The organism is Microcoleus sp. F10-B2, from assembly GCF_036704965.1.
Lineage (GTDB): Bacteria > Cyanobacteriota > Cyanobacteriia > Cyanobacteriales > Microcoleaceae > Microcoleus.
Map to the genome: position 1 here is coordinate 1 of NZ_JAUBTB010000013.1, position 18,752 is coordinate 18,752.

Consider the following 18,752-nt stretch of genomic DNA (forward strand, 5'->3'; position numbering starts at 1 on the left):
GCTCTACCATGCTCTGTATTTACGTTCTAGGCTTTGTGCCTCATTATACTACCGCGAAAGTGACACAACAGGGTTAATCTCGCCACAGGTTTGATTGAAGATGAAAACCTGGCATTTCTCCGGTTCCTGGCTAAAGAAACACTTGCCCAAAATCTCGCAAAAAGTCAATGGGCGGTACAGTTAATTTATAACGGTTTAGTCATTAACAACCGTTCCTAACTTTATTTCAAATGTAAAATTCCTGGCTGCGTCAATCTCTTATCCAAGGGCAGAACTTATGAATGCTCTAAATGCAGTTCAGAAATTCTTGCTGCTGCCCAATACTTTTCTCGCCCATTTTCAGAACTTTTAGGAAATTTAGAATATGTCACACTTAACTCACATCCGAACTCAAATCAAGAACCCGATTGTCCTACAACAAGTTCTTGAGGAGATGCTTGAATCAGGACTTGATGGAATTCTCACAGGAGCCTATCTGGAAACCGACACCCATATTCATGACCCTTTTGGCAACAGTAAACTAGCGGAGTTTGTTATTCGGCGCAAACAAAGCTATCAGGGTGGTTACGACTTTGGTTTTAAATTGATAGAAAGCACAAAGGAATTTGAGTTTTTAACTCGTGATGGTTCCAAACAAGCTGCTAAGAAGTTTATGCAAGAACTAATGCCTTGGTATGCCCGGGAAAACACTCTGGCAGCACTGAGAATTCAAGGATTTAACATTGAATCCCAGACTGAAGAAAATGGCGAAATCGTGATAGTTGCTGGCAAGTGGTGTTAATGGTTAAAGCCAAAGTGAAGCTAATAATGCTTCGCTTTGGGCTATTGAGTCTTGAAACTCTGAGCGAACCGAAATATGCCAACAAACTACTCAACAAACTACTGAACAAAAAACAGACGCAGAAATCCGACAATTCAAAGATGAAACACATTGTTGTCCTGAACATCATTGACGAACCAACACCTCATAAGTCGATCGTCATTGAAGAACCGCCCCTGATATTGACTTGGCGGGGAATGTATTTTCAATTCAATCGGAAAGAAACGTATTTACCCGAAGTCTACTGCACAAAATACATTTACAACGAAGTAAATGGCTGTTCTTTAGCTTCAATTTCTACACCGGAAATTGTTGTTGAGACTGAGCCAGATGAAACTAAGGAGACAGAATGATAGAACCTGAAGACCAAGCAGAATATCAAAAGTTCCGCCAAGAAATGTTGGAAATATTCAAGAAAGCTGAAAACATTTCACTTCGAGATTTTGCAATTGAGATAATGACGGGTGCCATCCTGAATCAAAAGACGTATGTGGCGATCGCATCAATAATGTTTGAGCATTCGACTCCCCTAAGAGGTGAAGAAAAAATGCTGGTTTTAGAAAGGTTTCTCGAAGAAGGTCGAAAAAAAGACAGCGATATTTCTCTGATACAAACAGCCCTAAAGCTTATCGCTGATGGGTTGATTATCTATTATCAACAAACTGTCGCAGAGCGAAACTAAACAAGCGGTTATTTCCGCCCATTGACTGATGGCTTTGCCCCGGCTTACGCCTAGGAATCAACTACCATAATTTATCACCAAAACCAATGTCTAACCATCATGAGCCAATCCTTTCAGAGCTTATATTTTACATTCAAAAACTATTCAGAGAAGCAGAAGAAAATAACTTTTCTGATGTAGATTTTGCAGTCAAAATCTGGAAAGGAGCAATTCTTGGCATTATTCCAGAAAAAACTTTAGTGTCGATACTGTTTGAAAAAGCAGCTCAGGTTACACCAGAGGAAAGCTATCGAATGATTTCTGATTTGGCTTTTGATTCACTGTTAGGAAAGGAAGAAGCCATTAGACGCGCATTTCAGTTAATTATCAAAGGCTTGGAAATCATAAACCAAGAATCAATAATGAGGAAAGTCCGTGACAGCAACTAAATACAAAGCAGACGATCGGGTAGGGCAACTAAAGTTATCGATCGCACTTCAGTTTCTTCCCGATCTCCCTCCAATTCCGCAAAAGGATTACCGACTGATTGTGCTCGATCCGCCCTGGCTTTTCTCTCTCAGAGAAGCCGATAAAACTCACCGGGGCAGGTGCAGCTATCCATCCATGAAAGATGAAGAAATTCTGAAGATGCCGATTTTTGATATCGCCCACGAACACGCTTATGTGCTGTTGTGGGTGACGAACAACCATCAATATCTGGGTTTTCGGTGCTTAGAGAAATGGGGATTCACGCATCGATCGACTTTCACATGGGAGAAAGTTACCAAGGATGGCAGACCCCACATCGGAATGGGTCACTACGGGAGAAATTGCACTGAACACTTCCTGGTAGCTACAAAAGGCGAACCAGGGAGTTTTAGTACCCACGGCTTAACCAACATCCCGAATATCATCAGAGCGCGGAGAGGCAAACATTCTCAGAAGCCGGAAGAGTTTTGGACGATCGCAAATCAACTCGCAGAAAAACTGGAGAATTGTGAGGAATTAGGAAAACTTTCAGAACCGTCGAGGATTGAGCTATTTGCGAGGCAACAGCGCTCGAACTGGGATTGCTGGGGGGCTGAAGCTGACTAATAAAACTAATGGGAGAGGGTTATCTCCCATTAGTGCTTCGCTGCAAAATGTTGATTTCTTCTACCACCGTTTTTACCATTTAGGAGCTGTCCAAAATGCGATTTTACGTTTTAATTAATTCAACAGGAATCGAAGAAGTAGCAGCAACTGAACTGCCCCAAATCCTAGAAATTCAAAAGCTTGTAGGAATTCCAGGGGAAGAAGCTTTTTTCGAGGCGGTCTATGGCTGTTATTCTGACCCGTCACTCGCTGTTTTGTGTGACGATGACTTCTTGCGGAAGGCTCATCAGCCAACTATGCTTACTCCAAAGCGTGTCATCCTTCAGGGACAAGTTCTTGTGGTGGCGATCGATCCACAAATTGAAGATTTCTGTCTGTTGACTCAGCAGCAGGTAGAGTTGGTGAAACGAGAAACCAAACTTTATCAAGCAAATTCACGTTAGCACTGAAGGATCGATCGATAGTCAGTAACTAACACTAATTTCAGCGCATTACGTGGGAGTAGCGCCCCACATCACAGCAAGCAATGCTTCGCTTGGTCGGTAACGATTTTTAATCAGGAAACAACAATGCTAGATGCCACACACCCTACAGAATATGACGCGGTACTCGGCGGTCAAGTCTCGGTTCCCGTCGGTGCTGCGATACTCGGAGGTCTATTCGGTGTTAAGAGCCGTTTAGCATCAAGTCATCTGGCATCCAAAATTGGTGCCATGTCTGAAGCTTGCAAATATGGTGAGCCTGGTTTTGATTTGATGGTTCAGTTTTTGAAAGATAAATCGATCGACCCAGCAGTAAAAAAGGCTGGGAAAATTTGTGTTTCTTCAATGTTAAACGCTACTTTAGTGACTGATGATTTGGGATGGTATCTTGTTGGGCATGGGCAGCTATATCCTGACAGCAAAGTAGATACTTTGCGATTAGCTTGTGAAAAACTTCTTGCTTACATACACACGCTGTACGGGAAGAGGAAATGGTATTTCGGCGGAGGCTACAGCTATATTAGGTTTCTTCAAGTTCAAGATTGGGAATGGGCTAAAGGCAACAGAAAAACCTTGAGTGATTCAATCAACCACTTAGTACAAATTCTTTCAGCCGAAAAGCTAAGAAGAGTAATAATTTTGAATTTTGTTTACTACTGCCAAACGTATTATGATATTGGCGTAGCCTATCAGAAGGAAGTACCTAGAAATAAGTTTCCTGACAATATTGAACCGAGATTGTTAAGTCAAGGCATTTATCACAGTTTACTTCCTTGGTTTGAAGAGGATTTTTCAAGACTAATTTCTTCTTCATTTGAAGATTTAGTGATTGAATAAATGCTTCGCTTTGAGAGTGTGATTTCTCAATCACACAAAATGAAAGATAATTTGATTGAATTCTCGATCGACCCGCAAATCTACAATTTAGCTTTAGCTTATGCCTCAGAACAAGCAAACTTAGAAAATGGTCAAAAAGTTTTCTACAATACAATGACAGTGTGGGCAGTGAATCATCTTTTAGGGTGGATGGAGTTTGAAACTATTCTAGATAAGGATGATGACTGGACTCTGGCAATTGAAGCAGTTTTAGACCTTGCTGACTTGATGTTGCCTGGAATCGGAAAGATTCAATGCTGTCGAATTTGTGAAGAAGAAACAGCTATTTCTCTATCAGTTCGAGGCGATTGCATTGCCTATATCTTTGTCCAAATCCCTGACTCATTAGATAAAGTCAAACTTTTGGGCTTTTTCCCGGCTGCCGACATCCACGGCGATACTGTAGAAATTTCCGTTGCCGACCTTCAGCCATTTGATAATTTGGAGAACTATTTGGAAGGCATTGAATTAGAAACTGTGTAATATAAAAGCAATGGGAAGGTAGTTAAATGCTGGCTGCTTTCCTACCACTCCAGACAGCACTCTTGAATAACATGAAAACCCAACTTGAGGAAGTCTTGATCGGACAAGTGGCATCAGTTCTTTGTGTCACAAGTAGAATGTACACCTCTGTAAGTCGCAGTTATCAAATCTTTACAGCTTTACCGATACTGCCTTATGAGCCACATTCGGATGCAAAAATTATTGGTTTTCCTGACCTACATCTTCACTATGACTATCGTTTCTGGTCTGACCAAGTGGTTAAAGAAGTATTCAATGATTCGATATACGAAACTTCTGCTGATTGGCCATCTTATATCCAACGCCATGAGGATGTAATTGGTGAACCGTTTCTAAAAAAGATGGTGTGCGTTCGAGAGATGCCGTTCTTGGATCACTCCTACAAATTCATCCTTGCTTTGGAGGAAGCTTACAAAGACTACACCCTGGTCAACGACATTTGCCCGCACCAGGGCTACAAAACTTTTCCAAGTCTCCTAGACGGATGCCAGAGGATATGTCCCGGACATGGACTCGGTTTCCGCGATGGCAAAGTCTGCAAACGCAGCGAGTAGATAATTACGATCGCATTCTGAGCAGGGTGCGTAGCTTGCGGGGCGCGAAAGCGCCATCGCCTACACCTACTGGAGCACCCCATGAAACTCAAAGATGTTATTGCCAATCTGTCGGCTGCCGAGCGCCAAAGTCGCTTCATGAGTTTTCTACGACCCTCGGACTTTCGTAGGAGATTATGGCGAAACTGAAGCCGTTGTAGATACCAAAAAGTCGCAACTGATGAAGGTAGTTTCTATCTTCGTCCTATGGTAACTCCTGGCGATCGCTCCTGATTCATCAAATCCTGTACTTCGTGAGTTAGTCTTTGGGCTTCCTGAGCGCTCAGGGAATCTTTATCATGAAGATTCAGGTAATCAGCGAAGAATCCTGCAATTACATAAGTTTGCCAGATAAACAGTTCATTTTTGGTTCCGGCAATGGGGCGGTCAAAACTTTCACCTACATGAAAAATCGAATTATCTTCAGGATTTCCATAGAATTTAGGTGATTCCTTTTTAATGGGACTGCTGAAAACTCTGTAACGTTTCCTGACAACCGATGTTAAATGGGTAATTTTCACCCCCGGCGGTGGATTATTTTTGTCACGGTAGTTGCCTTGGTTCATCCAGGCATTGAAAGCATCTATGTTGCCCGATACTTGATATCGATCGCCTTCCTCACTCTGGTTTCCATAGGTAGACAGTAGCATTTCCTTGAATAACTTAAAAACCTCTTCATCTGATTGGTTCATAGAAAAAGAGCAAGCCTTCAAGATTTCTTTACAGCCTGTCAGAACTTTCCAAGCATCTGTTATGTTTGTATGGATAGACAACGGTTGGCTGCACACTAAATCAGCCTTCCTTCTTCTGATTCCTAAGTAAACTGTGTGTCTATCGCTTATAACCGCAGGAGCGATATAGCAACCAGTTATTAGCTTTTGATTTGGATCGAATCCTAATCCCGCCTCTCTTCTACGTTTAGCTTCTCCCATATTCCCTCTACTCAAGAATCAATTTTTTCTAGTTTAACGTTTTCTTTGTTTAGGGAGCAACTATTTTAGTTGTGTAAAGCCTTCTTTACTATGTTTTTAAGAATGTTTCCAGTAATGTTTCTCCCAATGTTTTTAGTAATGTTTCTCGCAATGTTTCTAATGCTTCGCTTGTGAGGGTTTGAGATAGAGGATTAAAATAATGGCAGATTTTGAGATTAAACATGGCACTTGGGAAAGCAAAGATGGCAAACTGATAAAATATACGAAAGAAAGTTGCCTGCTTAATAGCTACGATGATTGGAATGAATATCATCTGCAAATTACCCGATGGCCACAAACTACGTCAATTGAGATTGTAGTGATGAGTGGCGATCAAGGATATGACTCTGAGAGCCGATGGTCACGTTCCGAAGTACATCGGCTAACCAAACTGCCTCATGCAGAATTTGAGGCACAAAGAGAGCAACTAATTGAGAAAATCCTCAAATTAGCAAATGAACAATTTGGGCATCTAACATTTTAAAAGCGCATATCTGGGTCGCTCCCAGAACTCTTATCATGTACGACCAAAGCAAGATAACGTTAGGCAAAACCATTAAAAATGCTCGACAACAGCATGGTTTTAGCCAGAAAGACTTGTGTAAATTGCTAATTTTACCGTCAGACAGTTTTCAGACGATCGACCGCTGCCTGCTAGCAAAAATCGAAAACAACCGAGTTAATGTGCGATCGAATGAGTATGACTGGCTGATACCCAGAATTGCTGCAATATTTGCTCTTGATGTTGTTTGGCTTGAAGCAATCCGTCAACAAACCGAAGTTGAGCCTCTGGACTTAGAAAACGCCGTAGCAGTATTTCCCATTTACTTCAATCGCAAAACCTATGACCTATAAAAGAGTGTATCTGCATCGGGTGGTGGCCGAACACAGCATCAATCGTAAGCTCAGACCCGGTGAAGTTGTTCATCACCTGGACGAGAACAAATCTAACAACTCGCCAGAAAACCTGGTAATTTGTTCTAGTGCTTCTGTTCACAGACGCCCTGAATGTCCGCTCTCGGTGACAAAAACTTGAAGTCGAGCGAACTCTGATTCAAGTTGAGGATTTGTGGTTATAAAAGTTAGAAATACTTACACATCGTTTCAGCGTCGGAATGTGTAAGTCTGCCGATTTTCGGCAAAATTCAAGTTCAATCTACTTTGACCTTTCACCTATGAAAATATTTTTCCTTGACCTAGACGGTACACTCCGCCAAACGAAAAGCGGAGAAACATTCATCAACCGACCAGACGATCAACAAGCCATTCCCGGAGCTTTAGCAGCAGCCGAATATTTGAGTTCGATCGGATTCATTCTCATTGGCATCACCAATCAAGGTGGATGTGCTGCAATTGACCCTGCTACCAACAAACCACGGAAAAGTTTAGAGGATGCGATCGAGGAACAGAAGATTACCCTAGAGCTTTTTCCCAAGTTGTCGGAGATTTATTTTTGTCCAAGCTGGGGTGAAAACTGTTTTCAAGTTTCTCGCTCTGGTGAAATCAATTCTTTTCAGGCGCCCATCGGTAACAGCGGTGGCTCAATCTCATGTCGGAAACCAGGACACGGAATGCTGTTACAGGCTGTTGCTGGCATTCATTCTGATGCTGACCCGGTTGAGTGGGGGGATTCATGGATGAGTGGCGATCGCAACGAAGATGAAGTCTGTGCAGCATCAGGGATTGTCAATTTTATTTGGGCAAATCTCATGCTCAAACGGTTTGGCGGGGCTGATTGCCAAGAAACCCCCAACGAAATAGTTAAAAAGTTTGATCGACTGATTCAACACTAATTCAAGAGCGTTTTGCCGGATCGCTCCCGGCTTTATTTCCCTGAGAATGCAAAAACTTTTACTCACAGGTCTAACTGCCATCACTTTGACTGCTACTGCTACTATCTATTTGCTATAGATAGAGACACAGAAAGAAACCCAAGAAATTGAGAAATATTTTGGTGAATATCAGGAAGCTTATCAGATCGGCATTCAAATCGAAGAATTTGAATGCAACCGTCACAAGTCAGAGTAATGCTTCGCTTTGAGGTAGTGTTGCTTTTCTCAATGCTATGAACTTAGAAGAATTAGTTCTGTTTCTGAAATATGAAGCCGATCTCCCTAACTTTTTCCAGACTTCTGCCAACTATTACTATCACTCTAATCAACTACCTTCAGAGGCTGAAGTTCAGAAAATCAAAGTAGTTTTAGCGGTCAGCGATCAAAAAGAAGGTCAGCAGCCAAAGAGTAATGATCCACTTTATCAGCAAGCTTATCAAATCGCTCAGTCTATTTAATAGGAGCAATAAGTAGATGGAAGGCATTAATATTTGGTCTGGCTCTGATATTGGAATTGGTGTTGCATTAACAAATCCGACTGAGCTAGCTTTCCGAAAGAACAAAATCAAAAATCATTACCCGGTAACATTCAGGGGCGTCAATTTCCGCGATGCTGAATCTGCCTATCAAGAGTACAAAAGTCGTGATATGCAGGAATCGATCGAAATCATGACGGAAATCATCGTGTGCAAATTACAGCAGCATCCTCGGTTATCTGAAGCAATTACGCAGCGAGGCGGTGTTGAATGGCTTAAGCGATGCCGTCACATTGTTGGAGTAAGAAATAGTCGTTGGGAAGGCTACGGATTGGAAAGTAATTTCATCCTGTGCTTAGTATTTGCCTATCAATTGTGTAGTGAATAGCGCGATTGCCGGGTCGCTCCCGGTCTTAAATTATGCCTAAGCCTAATTCTGAAATCAAGTTTGCGATTCTTAAGGCGAGTTACTGGGTTGGTCATGCTACTGAATATGGCTGCGTTTACTGGCTCCTCGAAAATAAAGGGCAATGGACTGAAGATTTTGAAGCAGCTTATTTCTTTAATACTCGATCGGATGCTCAATTACGCTTAGCTGAGGAGAATCGTGCTTCTGAAAATCCTCATATTTCCATTGTTGAGATTGAATTGTACCGTGATTAAGTTAATGCTTCGCTCTGAGATTTTAACTTTAAGGAGAATCAGTCATGACAATTACAGTCGAACAAATCAAATCAATCCTTGCTGGCACTGAAGAAAATCTGCGACTTTTGCAGAAGCAGCCAGAGTATCAGGCGCTCGAACAGAGCGAGAATTTTGTCACACAAAATGAATTAGGTTTGGCGGATGCTATTCAGGCACTGAGTGAAGTTTATCAGGCAATTACTGAATCTGAATGCGATTTAGTCAGTGCTGTCGTTAGTTCACAACTACCCCCGAGCGGAATTTCTAACTAATTAATCAGCGCATAGCCGGGTCGCTCCCGGCAGTCTCATGAAATCTACAACTGTTAAATGGAATCCACCCACTGCTGAAGAGTTGCCGTGTAATTGGTCAGTTCAGGCGATCGGTGATGATGGCGGAGCTTATAAAAGTCGTGACGGTTTGATTGTAATAATTTCTTGTTCGATCGAAAAAGACGGCAATTCGTGGGTTCATCTCTCACTGTCTCGGAAAAAATCAGTTCCAACTTGGATAGATTTGGTCAAAGTCAAGGAGATTTTCTTGGGTGCAGACGCTTTGGCAATTCAGATTTTGCCTGCTCGATCGGAATGGGTAAATGTTCATGAGTTCTGTCTCCACCTTTATCAATGCCTCGACCAACGACCAATTCCTGACTTTCGTAAACTAGGAACAATTTGATGACACTCGATCGCAACGACATGAGAACCTACCCAGTCCAAGAGAAACCGTGCAAAACTTGTCCGTTTAGTGGAGAAAAACCGTTACCTCTCTCTCCGTCAGACTTGGTAATGTACTACCAGAATCTGATGGGAAACGGGCAACACATTTGTCATAGTACGAATAACACGAAAATATGTAGGGGTGGCAGAGACATACAACTAAAATGGCTATGTTCGATCGGTTTCTTAGGTGAGCCGACTGATGAAGCTTTCAACGAAGCAGTAAACTGGGCATTGAATAATAAGGAGTCAGCAACGTCAACGACCCATGACTAAATCTTAGCAATTAATTCAAGCTTTATGAACTGCGAAATTACTTTTGGCAGATTAATCAAAAATGCCCGATTGTATCAATCTATGAGTCAAATAGAACTGGCTCGTAGATTGACCGCTCGCACAGAAAAAAATGGAAGTTTCTCTGAGGTCACTCGAATAGAAAACGATTGCGCTGATATTCCGCAAGAACAGTGGCTATGGTTAATCCCGGCACTGGCAGCAATTTTTGAAGCTGACATAGCCTGGTTTCAGAAAATTCATGACTCAACCCCGCTCCAAACTTTAGATACATCTCAAGCCATTTTCCCTGTTTATCTACCATGACCTATCAAGTTGTTTATTTGCACAGGGTTGTTGCTGAACAGACAATCGGACGCAAGCTCAGACCCGGCGAAGTTGTTCATCACTTAGACCATGACAAAACCAATAACTCACCAGAAAATCTGGTAGTTTGTTCGAGTGCCACAGTTCATGCCAAGTATCACCTTCGGTCTGGGAGGCAGAGAATGGAACCCGATCGACCCTTGATTCGAGTTGGTGATCTCTGGTTCTGATATCCGTTCAAACCGTAATCCGTGCAACCCTCACAGTCCGGTTGCGCGGGTCTGCCGAGTTATCGGCAAGTTAAACTTATACAATCTATGAGGCTAAATCATGAATAGAAAACAAATTCTCACAACAGGTATAGTGTTAACCTTGGGTGTTACTGCTGCTGTCGCTGGGGCTGACTATCTGCTAACCCAAGAAACCCAGGAAGTAGAAGAAAGTCTTGGCGTATATCAAGAGGAAGCCTATCCCATCGGGGTACAAATTGAAAAAGTTGAAGGTGCTAATGACAGTGCCGCTTCCGAATGATAAATACTTCGCTTTGGAGTGATAAATTTCATTCCCAAGCAATGGATATTACAAATAGTTCACTTCATTACAAAATCAAAAAATATCATGAAAGCACAAACACTGAAAGGACAATCCATTTTAACAGGTCTAACTATTGCTACCCTAGCTGTTAGTGCTGCCGTAACTACTGTTGAATATTATCAGAATAAAAAAATACAACAATTAGAAACGGATCTTGGAATTTCGGAGGAAGAACCTCTACCAAGCGGGATTCAGATTGAATCTAAACCAAATCTTCAAGATGTTATCTAAGTAATCCTTCGCTTTGAGGTAGTGTTGGTTACTATCTCAAAGCAATGGATTTAAATCAGATGGATTTGAATCAGGTAGTTCACTTTCTAAAATATGAAAGTGATCTAAAAGTTTTCTTCGACACTGCTGCTAACTACTATTTTTATTACCAAAAGCTTCCTTCTCCAAATGAAGTTCTAAGAATTAAAGTTGCCTTAGCAGTAAGTGATTTTCTTGAAGGTCAAAACCCACAAAGTTCTGACCAACTTTATTTGAGCGCTTATCAAATAGCTCAATCCATTTAATCCAATCACTGTCCTCCACTGGCGTCAATAACCCACCACTAAATCCTAGATTCTAGTGGTGGCTTGAAAAAGTTTGTAGTTGATCCATCTCAGTTCCTTGAAAACTAGGTTATGTAGGTCAGGTTATAGCACCAAAGAAGGGTTCAACAGTTCTGTGTTCTGCTGTCAGTCATTAAATGTCCGAATTGGGTTTAGGCAGTGTGGCTGACCTAACCAGCCTAGATAACACTGACCAGTTGACCTTTACCCTAGCAATAAGAGCTTTCAAATGTCGAACAAAAATGCAGTTTTTGTTCTGGATACCGTAGCTCGCGGGTGGAACGCCATTACAATCCTTACAATCCAGTACATCTTCAGCAGTTTTTCGCCAATATTCATTCACCATTATTTGGAAGGAGAAGAAGACCTGAGGAAGTTCGCAAACAAACTCATAGACAAACTTTAGACCATCTCAAGCAATCTTCATAATTCATCTAGCTAATTTAGGAGCTACAAAACTGTTTAGTTACACCGAATCATCGCCAAAAAACCATCGGTCGATCACTCTGACCTGGTGAAGTTGTCCACCACCTTGACGAAGATAAATCTAATAACTCACCAGAAAACTTGGTGGTTTGTTCAAGCGCATCAGTGCAGCGGCAATATCACATCCGGTCACTGCATCAGAAATTTGAGTAAAAGTCAGGCGCTTAGTTACCAACAAATATGGTATTCATAGTTGCTTTTATTCTCCTCAATGATGCAATAATAGAATGGCAGAGATAGGGAAACTGCAATGGTGGAACTAACAAAGTACAGTTGGTGGGGCGAACCCAACGTAAGGATTCAGGTCTAAATTTGAGGAATTAAAGATGGTTCTTGCAGATCGGGATTAACCATCGCTTTTATAGCTTGCTCAAAAAAATCAATTACGGAACGTCCTTGACGACGACAAGTTTGTACAACCGTTAATAAATTGGCAGTATGTTTAAACCGTTCCATTGAACGGGAACCGCCACTAACCTTTCTTTTTGTTACTGCGAGCCGGAGTGTTCGCTCTGCTAAGTTATTGTCTGGAGGTACCTCTGGATGGTCTAAAAAATACCACCATTGATCTGTTTTATTTCGTAGCGAGCGCAAAAGCTTACTGGCTTCTCCCCCTGCCAGTGCCATCCACTTATCAAGAGAGAACTTAACTTTTAGTTTAAACTCGTCCGCCCAAGCGAACAACTCACTTATATTTTGGTTCTGTTGGAATAAGCTGTAATTTTTAAATGCTTCGTCAATCAGCTTAACAAACTTTTCCCCAATTTTTTGATTGTTCAAACCAGGAAGCTGGATGAGTTTTTTAAAGTGACGGCGTAGATGGGCTAAACATTTCTGTTGAGCTTTCACATCATAACCGTTATAAACTGAATAATCGTCCGAGCTAAGTACACCACTGTAGTTCAAACCGAGAATGTTTTCTAGTTCGGCACGAGCTCTTGTATCGGCAGCATGGAATAAAGCGAAGTTTGTCTGAGCAAAAATCCACAACCATTCTTTCACACCCTTGACAACCCAAGGTGTCTCATCGCAGTGAATATTTGGCTGTGTTTGCTGTATCCAATTTTTGAGAGAGCTCACGCTTTTGTTAACTGCGACATCTATTCTTTCATTAGTGGTTACTAAGGTTCCCACCCCGATTTCTATCTGACCGAGTTCCCACAAAAGCTCTTGTTGTTTTTCATAGGATAGATGCCCGTAATTATTTATCCATCCTAAAAAAGCTTGTAGCCTTACTCCTATATCTTGTCCGGGAACTAGATCGGGTGACCAATCGGATGCTTGTACATTTCCACAATGCTCACACACACAAGTATGGCGCTGATACTCAACTATTTCTATGGGCCGCTCTACTAACTGTGCTACTTGCTGTGTTTCAATTTTTATTGGCTCTTTGAAAAATCCCGTACCACAACAACCACAACACTCTGGACGTAAAATTTCCCAGCGCTCTACTCTACCAAACCCTTTACGAGTTTTTCCCGGATGCCCTGGTTGTCCTCCCGGTTTCCGTTTTGGAGCTTGGCTTTCATCATCGGAGCTCTCAGGTTTTTTTTCTGATTTTTTGAGGATGTCCCCAGATGGTGGTTTTGATGATGTTTTACTGTCTAAATCTCTACTCGCCTTGAGTTTTCCTATTTCTTGTTCTAGCTCTAAAATTCGGGAGTTTAGTTTAATTGTGGCGCTCGCCTGAAAGACAATGATTTCCACCAGTTGTTCCGGAGCCAACTGTATCAGGATTTCACGGTCTAGTTCAAGAGGCAGGTTTTTTTCCATAATTGTAATATTCCGCCTAGAATGTCACACTTGTCAATACCCTCTGACCTGAATCCTTACAACCCAACGAACCGCCACCGCACCTGAAAACTAAAAAGCAACTGGATGAACTTGGTTTATCGCCTCTGAAACCTTCAGGCGTTATCGAAACGCGAAAATACGACGTGTTCCTCTACGATTCGACTAATCCTGAATCTTGCAGACCCAAAAGAAAGCTATCTCCCAAACAATTAGAAACCCTGACCGCCAACCGCCTCAAAGCTCAAATTAAGCGTGATTATCAAGAGTGGTATCGAGAATGTGGTTTTATCGAAAGAGATAGGGTAAGAGCGGTGAAGTGGGCAAGAGAACAGCTTCTTGCCCCTGATGAATGGTTGATTTTGGATACTGAGACTATCGACCTCGATAATGCAGAGATTGTGGAAATTGCAGTTATTAATCCGTTGGAAGAACCGCTGCTCAATACACTCGTCAGACCTGCGATTTCTATTCCCGCAGAAGCAACGGAAATTCATGGGATAACGGATGAAGGTGTAAAGGATGCACCCACTTTTCCAGAGATTTACCCTTCTATTGCAAAAGTTTTGGAAGATAAACAAGTGTTAATCTACAATTCTGCCTTTGATATCAAAATTTTAAATTACTGCTGCAAATTGCACGGCTTGCCAATTTTAAATTTACAGCAACGCTCCGATTGCCTTATGGAATGGGCGGCACAGTGGAAGAGTGATTGGAGCAATTATTATAAAAATTATAGGTATTTCCCTCTCAACGGCGGACACCGAGCATTAGGAGATTGCATAGCAGCGCTCCAATTAATTAAGAAGATGGCAGCGGATTCGGATCAAATCAATTGCCCCGTGCCAATTCCTCAGAAAAATTCATGATATCCCAATCGATCGCATCATCAGGGAACAGGGATAATTGCCCCGGCGATACGTTGGACTGCCTGCGGTTGTGGTAGGAGAGGATTTGCCGTGCAAGTCCACACCGAAAGTCTGGTTTTCTTCTTCTAGGGCAGTAATGGCTCAATAATTTCCCGCTCCTTGTCCGTGACATCGCTGGAATAACCCATTTTCAACCCCAATCTGATTAAATTTACCTCTTTTTGTCAATTTAACTCGATCGCCCAAAAGATCTTAAATGGGTTCTATAGAGCCTGTTCATAGTCCGATTGAATTGGGAATGCTTGGTATGGCGGCGTTAGAAAGAGGACTTGGATGAAATATAGGCTGATTACTGGATCGCTACTGCTTGCTATAGCCTGCACCAATAAACTTGAAAGGCCAGTAACCGAGGTTTGTTTAGGAACTGGGGGATGCGGGTAAGGCTTTGTTAAAACAGTACAGTATAGATATGATTCATTAAATCCAGGCGTGCCGTCTTATGCGACTTGAGGACTTGACTCGCGGGATCACTGTTAAAGGAATTCTACCGAATCAGCACGTTGTCATCGTGGATGTAACTCGGCACAGCGATGATGTGGTCGAACTGGTCTACAAAGATGCTAGTGGTAATTTGGGGAATGAACTGGTTTTGCGAGATCGCGAAGCTGACCTAGAGATTGTCACCACTGGACGGCCCTGGAGCTTTGATGGCGATGGGGCAATGCTGCGTCTGGTATCGGAAGCACATCGCATTCGTCTAGCACACCTGTTTGATCCACTTTTAGCAGTTCACACGTCCCTGGTTGAACCCCTGCCGCACCAGATCACAGCGGTCTATGGGGAGATGATTCCCCGGCAGCCCTTAAGGTTCTTGCTGGCGGATGACCCTGGAGCCGGAAAAACAATTATGGCGGGCTTGTTGATGCGGGAGTTGCTGATTCGGGGAGACTTGCACCGCTGCCTGGTAGTCTGTCCTGGTAGTCTGGCAGCTCAGTGGCAGGATGAGCTTTTTCAGAAGTTTCATTTGCCGTTTGAGATTCTGACGAATGAGCGCATTGAAGCAGCTCGAACCGGCAATGCCTTCACTGAAATTCCGTTGCTCATCGTCCGTCTAGACAAATTGAGTCGTAACGATGACCTGCAAGCGAAGCTGGCACAGACGGATTGGGATCTGGTGATTTGTGATGAAGCGCATAAGATGTCTGCCTCTTTCTTTGGAGGTGAGGTCAAAGAGACGAAGCGGTACAAGCTGGGCAAGCTGCTGGGAGACATCACTCGCCACCTCCTGCTGATGACGGCAACACCCCACAACGGGAAAGAAGAAGATTTTCAACTGTTCATGGCGCTGTTGGATAGTGATCGCTTCGAGGGTAGGTTTCGGGGTGGAGCTAACCCCACGGATACTTCAGACTTGATGCGGCGACTGGTCAAAGAAGATTTGCTTAAGTTTGATGGCAAGCCCCTCTTCCCAGAGCGCAAGGCATACACCGTTGGCTATCGCCTTTCAGATTTGGAGCAGCAACTTTACCATAAAGTCACAGAGTATGTGCGGGAAGAATTCAACCGGGCAGATGCCTTGGAAAACAATGGGCGCAAAGGGACGGTTGGCTTTGCGTTAACCATTTTACAGCGGCGGTTAGCATCATCCCCAGAAGCGATTTATCAGTCGATCCATCGTCGCCGAGAGCGGTTGCAAAACCGGCTCCAACAGGAGGAAGCCTTCACACAAGGACTGGGTGCCTCTGTTGATTTTGGGCGCATGATCAATTCGGAAGACTGGGAAGATGACTTTGATGACGTGCCAGAAGAAGAGCGGGAATCCACCGAAGAGGAGGTAGTGGATCAGGCGACGGCAGCACGGACAGTGGCTGAACTGCAAGCCGAAATTGAGCAACTGAACCAGATTGAGCAGTTGGCACTGAAGGTCAAGCGGAGTGGTAAGGATAAGAAGTGGGAAGAACTTTCTAACCTCCTGCAAAATGAGGCGGAGTTATTCGACGCTCATGGACATCGCCGGAAGTTGGTCATCTTTACCGAACACCGCGATACGCTAAACTACCTTGCCGATCGCATCCGCACTTTAATAGGTCGGTCTGAAGCCGTTGTGATGATTCACGGTGGGCTGGGGCGTGAACAGCGCAAGAGAGCGGAAAATTCCTTCAAGCAAGATGTGACCGTTGAGGTTCTCCTAGCAACGGATGCGGCAGGGGAGGGGATTAACCTGCAACGAGCACATTTAATGGTTAACTATGACCTGCCTTGGAACCCGAATCGGTTAGAGCAGCGGTTTGGACGGATTCACCGGATTGGGCAGACAGAGGTGTGCCATCTCTGGAATCTGGTGGCGGAGGAAACCCGTGAGGGAGAAGTGTACCTAACCCTGTTAAGAAAGTTGGATCTAGAGCAAAAGGCACTGGGTGGCAAGGTGTTTGATGTGCTAGGTAAAGCGATTGCCGGCAAAGATTTACGCGATCTCTTAATTGAAGCCATTCGCTATGGAGATCGCCCCGATATTCGAGCCAAACTAAATCAGGTGGTGTCAGACCGGCTGGATCAGCAACGGTTGCTAGAACTGTTGGAAGAACGAGCACTGGTGCGAGACACGATGGATGCCTCTAGAGTCCAGCAGATTCGGGAGGACATGGATCGGGCAGAGGCACGGCGGCTCCAGCCCCACTTTATTGCTGCCTTTTTCCTAGAAGCATTTGCAAACCTGAGTGGGACTGCCAAACAACGAGAGCCAAAGCGGCATGAAATTACCCACGTTCCGGCAATCATTCGCAGTCAGGAACGACAGATTGGGGTGAGAGAGCCAATTCTCCGCAGCTATGAGCGAATCTGTTTTGAAAAAGGACTAATTAATGTTCCCGGTAAGCCATCGGCTGCTTTTGTGTGCCCTGGTCATCCTTTACTGGAAGCGGTTACTGAAATTACGCTGGAGCGTCACCGGGATTTACTTAAGCAGGGGGCAGTGTTGGTGGATGAGAATGATTTTGGGGAGAAGGTTCGGGCATTGGTTTATCTAGAACATTCTATTCAAGATGCCAGTACCGACAGTAGTGGCAAGCGCCGGGTGGTATCGCGCCGGATGCAATATGTGGAAATTGACTCAGAGGGGAATACTCAGAATGCTGGATATGCGCCCTACCTTAACTACCGACCATTGCTGGAGGAAGAGAAAGGTTTTATTACTTCAGTTTTAGAGCAAGACTGGCTGAGAAAAAATCTAGAACCCCAAGCAACTCGATACGCGATTACTCATCTAATACCGGAGCATTTCCAGGAGGTCAAAGGGCCTAAAGAAGAACTAATCATCAAAACAATCAAGGCAGTAAAAGAACGGCTAAATAAAGAGATTTATTACTGGGATCAGCAAGCAGAACATTTAAAACAGCAGGAAGCAGCAGGGAAGGTCAACGCTAAGATCAACTCGGCTAAAGCCAGGACGAGAGCCGATGAGTTGGACTCTCGCCTTCAAAAGCGCATGACAGAATTGGAGCAAGAGCGCAAGCTGTCTCCCCTGCCGCCGGTGGTTGTGGGTGGAGCGTTGGTGATCCCGATTGGACTTTTGCAACGGTTACAAGGGAAACGGCAGTCGGAAGCGGCTTTATTTGCCAGAGAAACAAAGCGGGTTGAAATGCTAGCAATGCAAGCAGTGATGACAGCCGAGCAAGCGTTAGGGCATGAACCACGCGATGTAAGCCGGCATAAGTGCGGATACGATATTGAGTCTCGCGTTCCGGGGACGGCGGCTCAACCTAGACGGGTACGGTTTATTGAAGTCAAGGGACGGATTAAGGGAGCTGAAACGGTTACAGTTACTAAGAATGAGATTTTAACTGCACTGAATAAGCCCGAAAACTTTGTGCTGGCATTGGTGCAAGTACCGGAGGCAGAGAATTTTCCTGAAGGAGATGCGTTTAAGGTTTCGACAACCAAGGGCAACTATAACGTGGGTGATAACGGCTGCGTGGCAAGGTATGTTCTGAACCCATTCGAGAAAGAGCCTGACTTTAAGTCAGACAGTGTGAACTATAACTGGGAGAAGTTATGGCAGCAAGGGAGGGAGCCAGAATGATGAATCACGCTGTTGCCTGTTGCTGACAGCAATTCAAGAGATCATG

The 18,752-nt window shown here is 43.7% G+C and carries 27 protein-coding genes and 1 pseudogene; 26 read left to right on the plus strand and 2 right to left on the minus strand.

The window, feature by feature from the left end:
* Positions 1-364: 364 nt before the first annotated feature.
* The 9 genes from QUA99_RS07100 to QUA99_RS07140 all read left to right on the plus strand — a co-directional run bounded on the left by QUA99_RS07100 (position 365) and on the right by QUA99_RS07140 (position 5,010).
* A complete protein-coding gene (locus tag QUA99_RS07100; RefSeq protein ID WP_333235093.1) occupies positions 365-781 on the plus strand; it encodes a DUF1257 domain-containing protein in 417 nt (138 codons plus the stop codon).
* Between the two features lie 140 nt (positions 782-921).
* Entirely contained in the window at positions 922-1,173 is a 252-nt protein-coding gene (locus QUA99_RS07105) for a hypothetical protein (RefSeq protein ID WP_333235094.1), read from the plus strand.
* Positions 1,170-1,502 (plus strand): hypothetical protein, encoded by a 333-nt coding sequence (locus tag QUA99_RS07110; RefSeq protein WP_333235095.1) that lies wholly within the window; start codon positions 1,170-1,172, stop codon positions 1,500-1,502. The genes QUA99_RS07105 and QUA99_RS07110 overlap by 4 nt, the downstream gene beginning before the upstream one ends.
* 86 nt (positions 1,503-1,588) lie before the next feature.
* On the plus strand, positions 1,589-1,930 hold the full coding sequence (locus QUA99_RS07115; protein ID WP_333235096.1) for a hypothetical protein: 342 nt from the start codon (positions 1,589-1,591) through the stop codon (positions 1,928-1,930).
* A complete protein-coding gene (locus QUA99_RS07120; protein WP_333235097.1) occupies positions 1,917-2,576 on the plus strand; it encodes an MT-A70 family methyltransferase in 660 nt (219 codons plus the stop codon). Before QUA99_RS07115 ends, QUA99_RS07120 begins: the two co-directional genes overlap by 14 nt.
* Before the next feature lie 95 nt (positions 2,577-2,671).
* Positions 2,672-3,019, plus strand: a complete 348-nt coding sequence (locus QUA99_RS07125) for a hypothetical protein (RefSeq protein WP_333235098.1) — start codon at positions 2,672-2,674, stop codon at positions 3,017-3,019.
* 126 nt (positions 3,020-3,145) lie between these two features.
* Positions 3,146-3,895 carry a hypothetical protein gene (locus QUA99_RS07130; RefSeq protein ID WP_333235099.1) on the plus strand — a complete coding sequence of 250 codons (750 nt, stop codon included), beginning with the start codon at positions 3,146-3,148 and terminating at the stop codon, positions 3,893-3,895.
* 39 nt (positions 3,896-3,934) lie between these two features.
* On the plus strand, positions 3,935-4,417 hold the full coding sequence (locus QUA99_RS07135; RefSeq protein ID WP_333235100.1) for a DUF1822 family protein: 483 nt from the start codon (positions 3,935-3,937) through the stop codon (positions 4,415-4,417).
* 26 nt (positions 4,418-4,443) lie between these two features.
* Positions 4,444-5,010, plus strand: a complete 567-nt coding sequence (locus tag QUA99_RS07140; protein ID WP_333235101.1) for a hypothetical protein — start codon at positions 4,444-4,446, stop codon at positions 5,008-5,010.
* A gap of 233 nt (positions 5,011-5,243) precedes the next feature.
* Here the strand turns inward: QUA99_RS07140 and QUA99_RS07145 are convergent, their stop codons facing one another.
* Positions 5,244-5,981, minus strand: a complete 738-nt coding sequence (locus tag QUA99_RS07145) for a hypothetical protein (protein WP_333235102.1) — start codon at positions 5,979-5,981, stop codon at positions 5,244-5,246.
* A 199-nt stretch (positions 5,982-6,180) separates the two neighbouring features.
* Here QUA99_RS07145 and QUA99_RS07150 point away from each other — a divergent pair, with 199 nt between their 5' ends.
* The 15 genes and pseudogenes from QUA99_RS07150 to QUA99_RS33055 all read left to right on the plus strand — a co-directional run.
* Complete coding sequence (locus QUA99_RS07150; protein WP_333235103.1) at positions 6,181-6,504, plus strand: hypothetical protein; 324 nt, start codon at positions 6,181-6,183, stop codon at positions 6,502-6,504.
* 35 nt (positions 6,505-6,539) lie between these two features.
* Positions 6,540-6,875 (plus strand): hypothetical protein, encoded by a 336-nt coding sequence (locus tag QUA99_RS07155; RefSeq protein WP_333235104.1) that lies wholly within the window; start codon positions 6,540-6,542, stop codon positions 6,873-6,875.
* Complete coding sequence (locus QUA99_RS33045; protein ID WP_333343159.1) at positions 6,865-7,056, plus strand: HNH endonuclease; 192 nt, start codon at positions 6,865-6,867, stop codon at positions 7,054-7,056. The genes QUA99_RS07155 and QUA99_RS33045 overlap by 11 nt, the downstream gene beginning before the upstream one ends.
* A 139-nt stretch (positions 7,057-7,195) precedes the next feature.
* On the plus strand, positions 7,196-7,813 hold the full coding sequence (locus tag QUA99_RS07160; protein WP_333235106.1) for a polynucleotide kinase: 618 nt from the start codon (positions 7,196-7,198) through the stop codon (positions 7,811-7,813).
* A gap of 272 nt (positions 7,814-8,085) precedes the next feature.
* A complete protein-coding gene (locus QUA99_RS07165; protein WP_333235107.1) occupies positions 8,086-8,310 on the plus strand; it encodes a hypothetical protein in 225 nt (74 codons plus the stop codon).
* Positions 8,311-8,326: 16 nt separating this feature from the next.
* Positions 8,327-8,716 (plus strand): hypothetical protein, encoded by a 390-nt coding sequence (locus tag QUA99_RS07170; RefSeq protein ID WP_333235108.1) that lies wholly within the window; start codon positions 8,327-8,329, stop codon positions 8,714-8,716.
* Between the two features lie 32 nt (positions 8,717-8,748).
* Complete coding sequence (locus tag QUA99_RS07175; protein WP_333235109.1) at positions 8,749-8,991, plus strand: hypothetical protein; 243 nt, start codon at positions 8,749-8,751, stop codon at positions 8,989-8,991.
* 44 nt (positions 8,992-9,035) lie between these two features.
* The gene (locus QUA99_RS07180; RefSeq protein WP_333235110.1) at positions 9,036-9,284 is read left to right on the plus strand and encodes a hypothetical protein; all 249 of its coding nucleotides are present in this window, start codon (positions 9,036-9,038) and stop codon (positions 9,282-9,284) included.
* A 37-nt stretch (positions 9,285-9,321) separates the two neighbouring features.
* Positions 9,322-9,690: a DUF7694 domain-containing protein gene (locus QUA99_RS07185; protein WP_333235111.1), complete on the plus strand. Its 369-nt coding sequence runs from the start codon at positions 9,322-9,324 to the stop codon at positions 9,688-9,690.
* Between the two features lie 341 nt (positions 9,691-10,031).
* Positions 10,032-10,331: a helix-turn-helix transcriptional regulator gene (locus tag QUA99_RS07190; RefSeq protein WP_333343161.1), complete on the plus strand. Its 300-nt coding sequence runs from the start codon at positions 10,032-10,034 to the stop codon at positions 10,329-10,331.
* Positions 10,328-10,561 (plus strand): HNH endonuclease signature motif containing protein, encoded by a 234-nt coding sequence (locus QUA99_RS33050; RefSeq protein WP_445250987.1) that lies wholly within the window; start codon positions 10,328-10,330, stop codon positions 10,559-10,561. The genes QUA99_RS07190 and QUA99_RS33050 overlap by 4 nt, the downstream gene beginning before the upstream one ends.
* 100 nt (positions 10,562-10,661) lie before the next feature.
* Positions 10,662-10,862 (plus strand): hypothetical protein, encoded by a 201-nt coding sequence (locus QUA99_RS07195; protein ID WP_333235113.1) that lies wholly within the window; start codon positions 10,662-10,664, stop codon positions 10,860-10,862.
* A gap of 87 nt (positions 10,863-10,949) precedes the next feature.
* Positions 10,950-11,156, plus strand: coding sequence for a hypothetical protein (locus tag QUA99_RS07200; RefSeq protein WP_333235114.1), 207 nt, complete (start codon positions 10,950-10,952; stop codon positions 11,154-11,156).
* Between the two features lie 44 nt (positions 11,157-11,200).
* Positions 11,201-11,440, plus strand: coding sequence for a hypothetical protein (locus tag QUA99_RS07205; RefSeq protein WP_333235115.1), 240 nt, complete (start codon positions 11,201-11,203; stop codon positions 11,438-11,440).
* 564 nt (positions 11,441-12,004) lie between these two features.
* Positions 12,005-12,118: pseudogene (locus QUA99_RS33055) on the plus strand (HNH endonuclease); the annotation flags it as partial.
* Between the two features lie 153 nt (positions 12,119-12,271).
* On the opposite strand, the gene tnpC reads toward QUA99_RS33055, so the two are convergent.
* Positions 12,272-13,741 carry an IS66 family transposase gene (gene tnpC / locus QUA99_RS07210; RefSeq protein WP_333235116.1) on the minus strand — a complete coding sequence of 490 codons (1,470 nt, stop codon included), beginning with the start codon at positions 13,739-13,741 and terminating at the stop codon, positions 12,272-12,274.
* A gap of 164 nt (positions 13,742-13,905) precedes the next feature.
* On the opposite strand from tnpC, the gene QUA99_RS07215 reads away from it, so the two are divergent.
* Both QUA99_RS07215 and QUA99_RS07220 read left to right on the plus strand, forming a co-directional pair.
* Positions 13,906-14,628 carry a 3'-5' exonuclease gene (locus tag QUA99_RS07215; protein WP_333235117.1) on the plus strand — a complete coding sequence of 241 codons (723 nt, stop codon included), beginning with the start codon at positions 13,906-13,908 and terminating at the stop codon, positions 14,626-14,628.
* A 499-nt stretch (positions 14,629-15,127) separates the two neighbouring features.
* Positions 15,128-18,706, plus strand: coding sequence for a helicase-related protein (locus QUA99_RS07220; RefSeq protein WP_333235118.1), 3,579 nt, complete (start codon positions 15,128-15,130; stop codon positions 18,704-18,706).
* Positions 18,707-18,752: the final 46 nt, after the last annotated feature.

Excerpts from the sequence above, each read along its gene's own strand:
- QUA99_RS07155 (WP_333235104.1), top strand. The coding sequence starts at position 6,540 with ATGTACGACCAAAGCAAGATAACGTTAGGCAAAACCATTAAAAATGCT.
- QUA99_RS07110 (WP_333235095.1), top strand. The coding sequence starts at position 1,170 with ATGATAGAACCTGAAGACCAAGCAGAATATCAAAAGTTCCGCCAAGAA.
- QUA99_RS07150 (WP_333235103.1), top strand. The coding sequence starts at position 6,181 with ATGGCAGATTTTGAGATTAAACATGGCACTTGGGAAAGCAAAGATGGC.
- QUA99_RS07145 (WP_333235102.1), bottom strand. The coding sequence starts at position 5,981 with ATGGGAGAAGCTAAACGTAGAAGAGAGGCGGGATTAGGATTCGATCCA.
- QUA99_RS07165 (WP_333235107.1), top strand. The coding sequence starts at position 8,086 with ATGAACTTAGAAGAATTAGTTCTGTTTCTGAAATATGAAGCCGATCTC.
- QUA99_RS07100 (WP_333235093.1), top strand. The coding sequence starts at position 365 with ATGTCACACTTAACTCACATCCGAACTCAAATCAAGAACCCGATTGTC.
- QUA99_RS07140 (WP_333235101.1), top strand. The coding sequence starts at position 4,444 with ATGCTGGCTGCTTTCCTACCACTCCAGACAGCACTCTTGAATAACATG.
- QUA99_RS33045 (WP_333343159.1), top strand. The coding sequence starts at position 6,865 with ATGACCTATAAAAGAGTGTATCTGCATCGGGTGGTGGCCGAACACAGC.
- QUA99_RS07175 (WP_333235109.1), top strand. The coding sequence starts at position 8,749 with ATGCCTAAGCCTAATTCTGAAATCAAGTTTGCGATTCTTAAGGCGAGT.
- QUA99_RS07180 (WP_333235110.1), top strand. The coding sequence starts at position 9,036 with ATGACAATTACAGTCGAACAAATCAAATCAATCCTTGCTGGCACTGAA.
- QUA99_RS07190 (WP_333343161.1), top strand. The coding sequence starts at position 10,032 with ATGAACTGCGAAATTACTTTTGGCAGATTAATCAAAAATGCCCGATTG.
- QUA99_RS07105 (WP_333235094.1), top strand. The coding sequence starts at position 922 with ATGAAACACATTGTTGTCCTGAACATCATTGACGAACCAACACCTCAT.
- QUA99_RS33050 (WP_445250987.1), top strand. The coding sequence starts at position 10,328 with ATGACCTATCAAGTTGTTTATTTGCACAGGGTTGTTGCTGAACAGACA.
- QUA99_RS07185 (WP_333235111.1), top strand. The coding sequence starts at position 9,322 with ATGAAATCTACAACTGTTAAATGGAATCCACCCACTGCTGAAGAGTTG.
- QUA99_RS07205 (WP_333235115.1), top strand. The coding sequence starts at position 11,201 with ATGGATTTAAATCAGATGGATTTGAATCAGGTAGTTCACTTTCTAAAA.
- QUA99_RS07170 (WP_333235108.1), top strand. The coding sequence starts at position 8,327 with ATGGAAGGCATTAATATTTGGTCTGGCTCTGATATTGGAATTGGTGTT.
- QUA99_RS07125 (WP_333235098.1), top strand. The coding sequence starts at position 2,672 with ATGCGATTTTACGTTTTAATTAATTCAACAGGAATCGAAGAAGTAGCA.
- QUA99_RS07220 (WP_333235118.1), top strand. The coding sequence starts at position 15,128 with ATGCGACTTGAGGACTTGACTCGCGGGATCACTGTTAAAGGAATTCTA.
- QUA99_RS07115 (WP_333235096.1), top strand. The coding sequence starts at position 1,589 with ATGTCTAACCATCATGAGCCAATCCTTTCAGAGCTTATATTTTACATT.
- QUA99_RS07135 (WP_333235100.1), top strand. The coding sequence starts at position 3,935 with ATGAAAGATAATTTGATTGAATTCTCGATCGACCCGCAAATCTACAAT.
- QUA99_RS07200 (WP_333235114.1), top strand. The coding sequence starts at position 10,950 with ATGAAAGCACAAACACTGAAAGGACAATCCATTTTAACAGGTCTAACT.
- tnpC (WP_333235116.1), bottom strand. The coding sequence starts at position 13,741 with ATGGAAAAAAACCTGCCTCTTGAACTAGACCGTGAAATCCTGATACAG.
- QUA99_RS07160 (WP_333235106.1), top strand. The coding sequence starts at position 7,196 with ATGAAAATATTTTTCCTTGACCTAGACGGTACACTCCGCCAAACGAAA.
- QUA99_RS07130 (WP_333235099.1), top strand. The coding sequence starts at position 3,146 with ATGCTAGATGCCACACACCCTACAGAATATGACGCGGTACTCGGCGGT.
- QUA99_RS07195 (WP_333235113.1), top strand. The coding sequence starts at position 10,662 with ATGAATAGAAAACAAATTCTCACAACAGGTATAGTGTTAACCTTGGGT.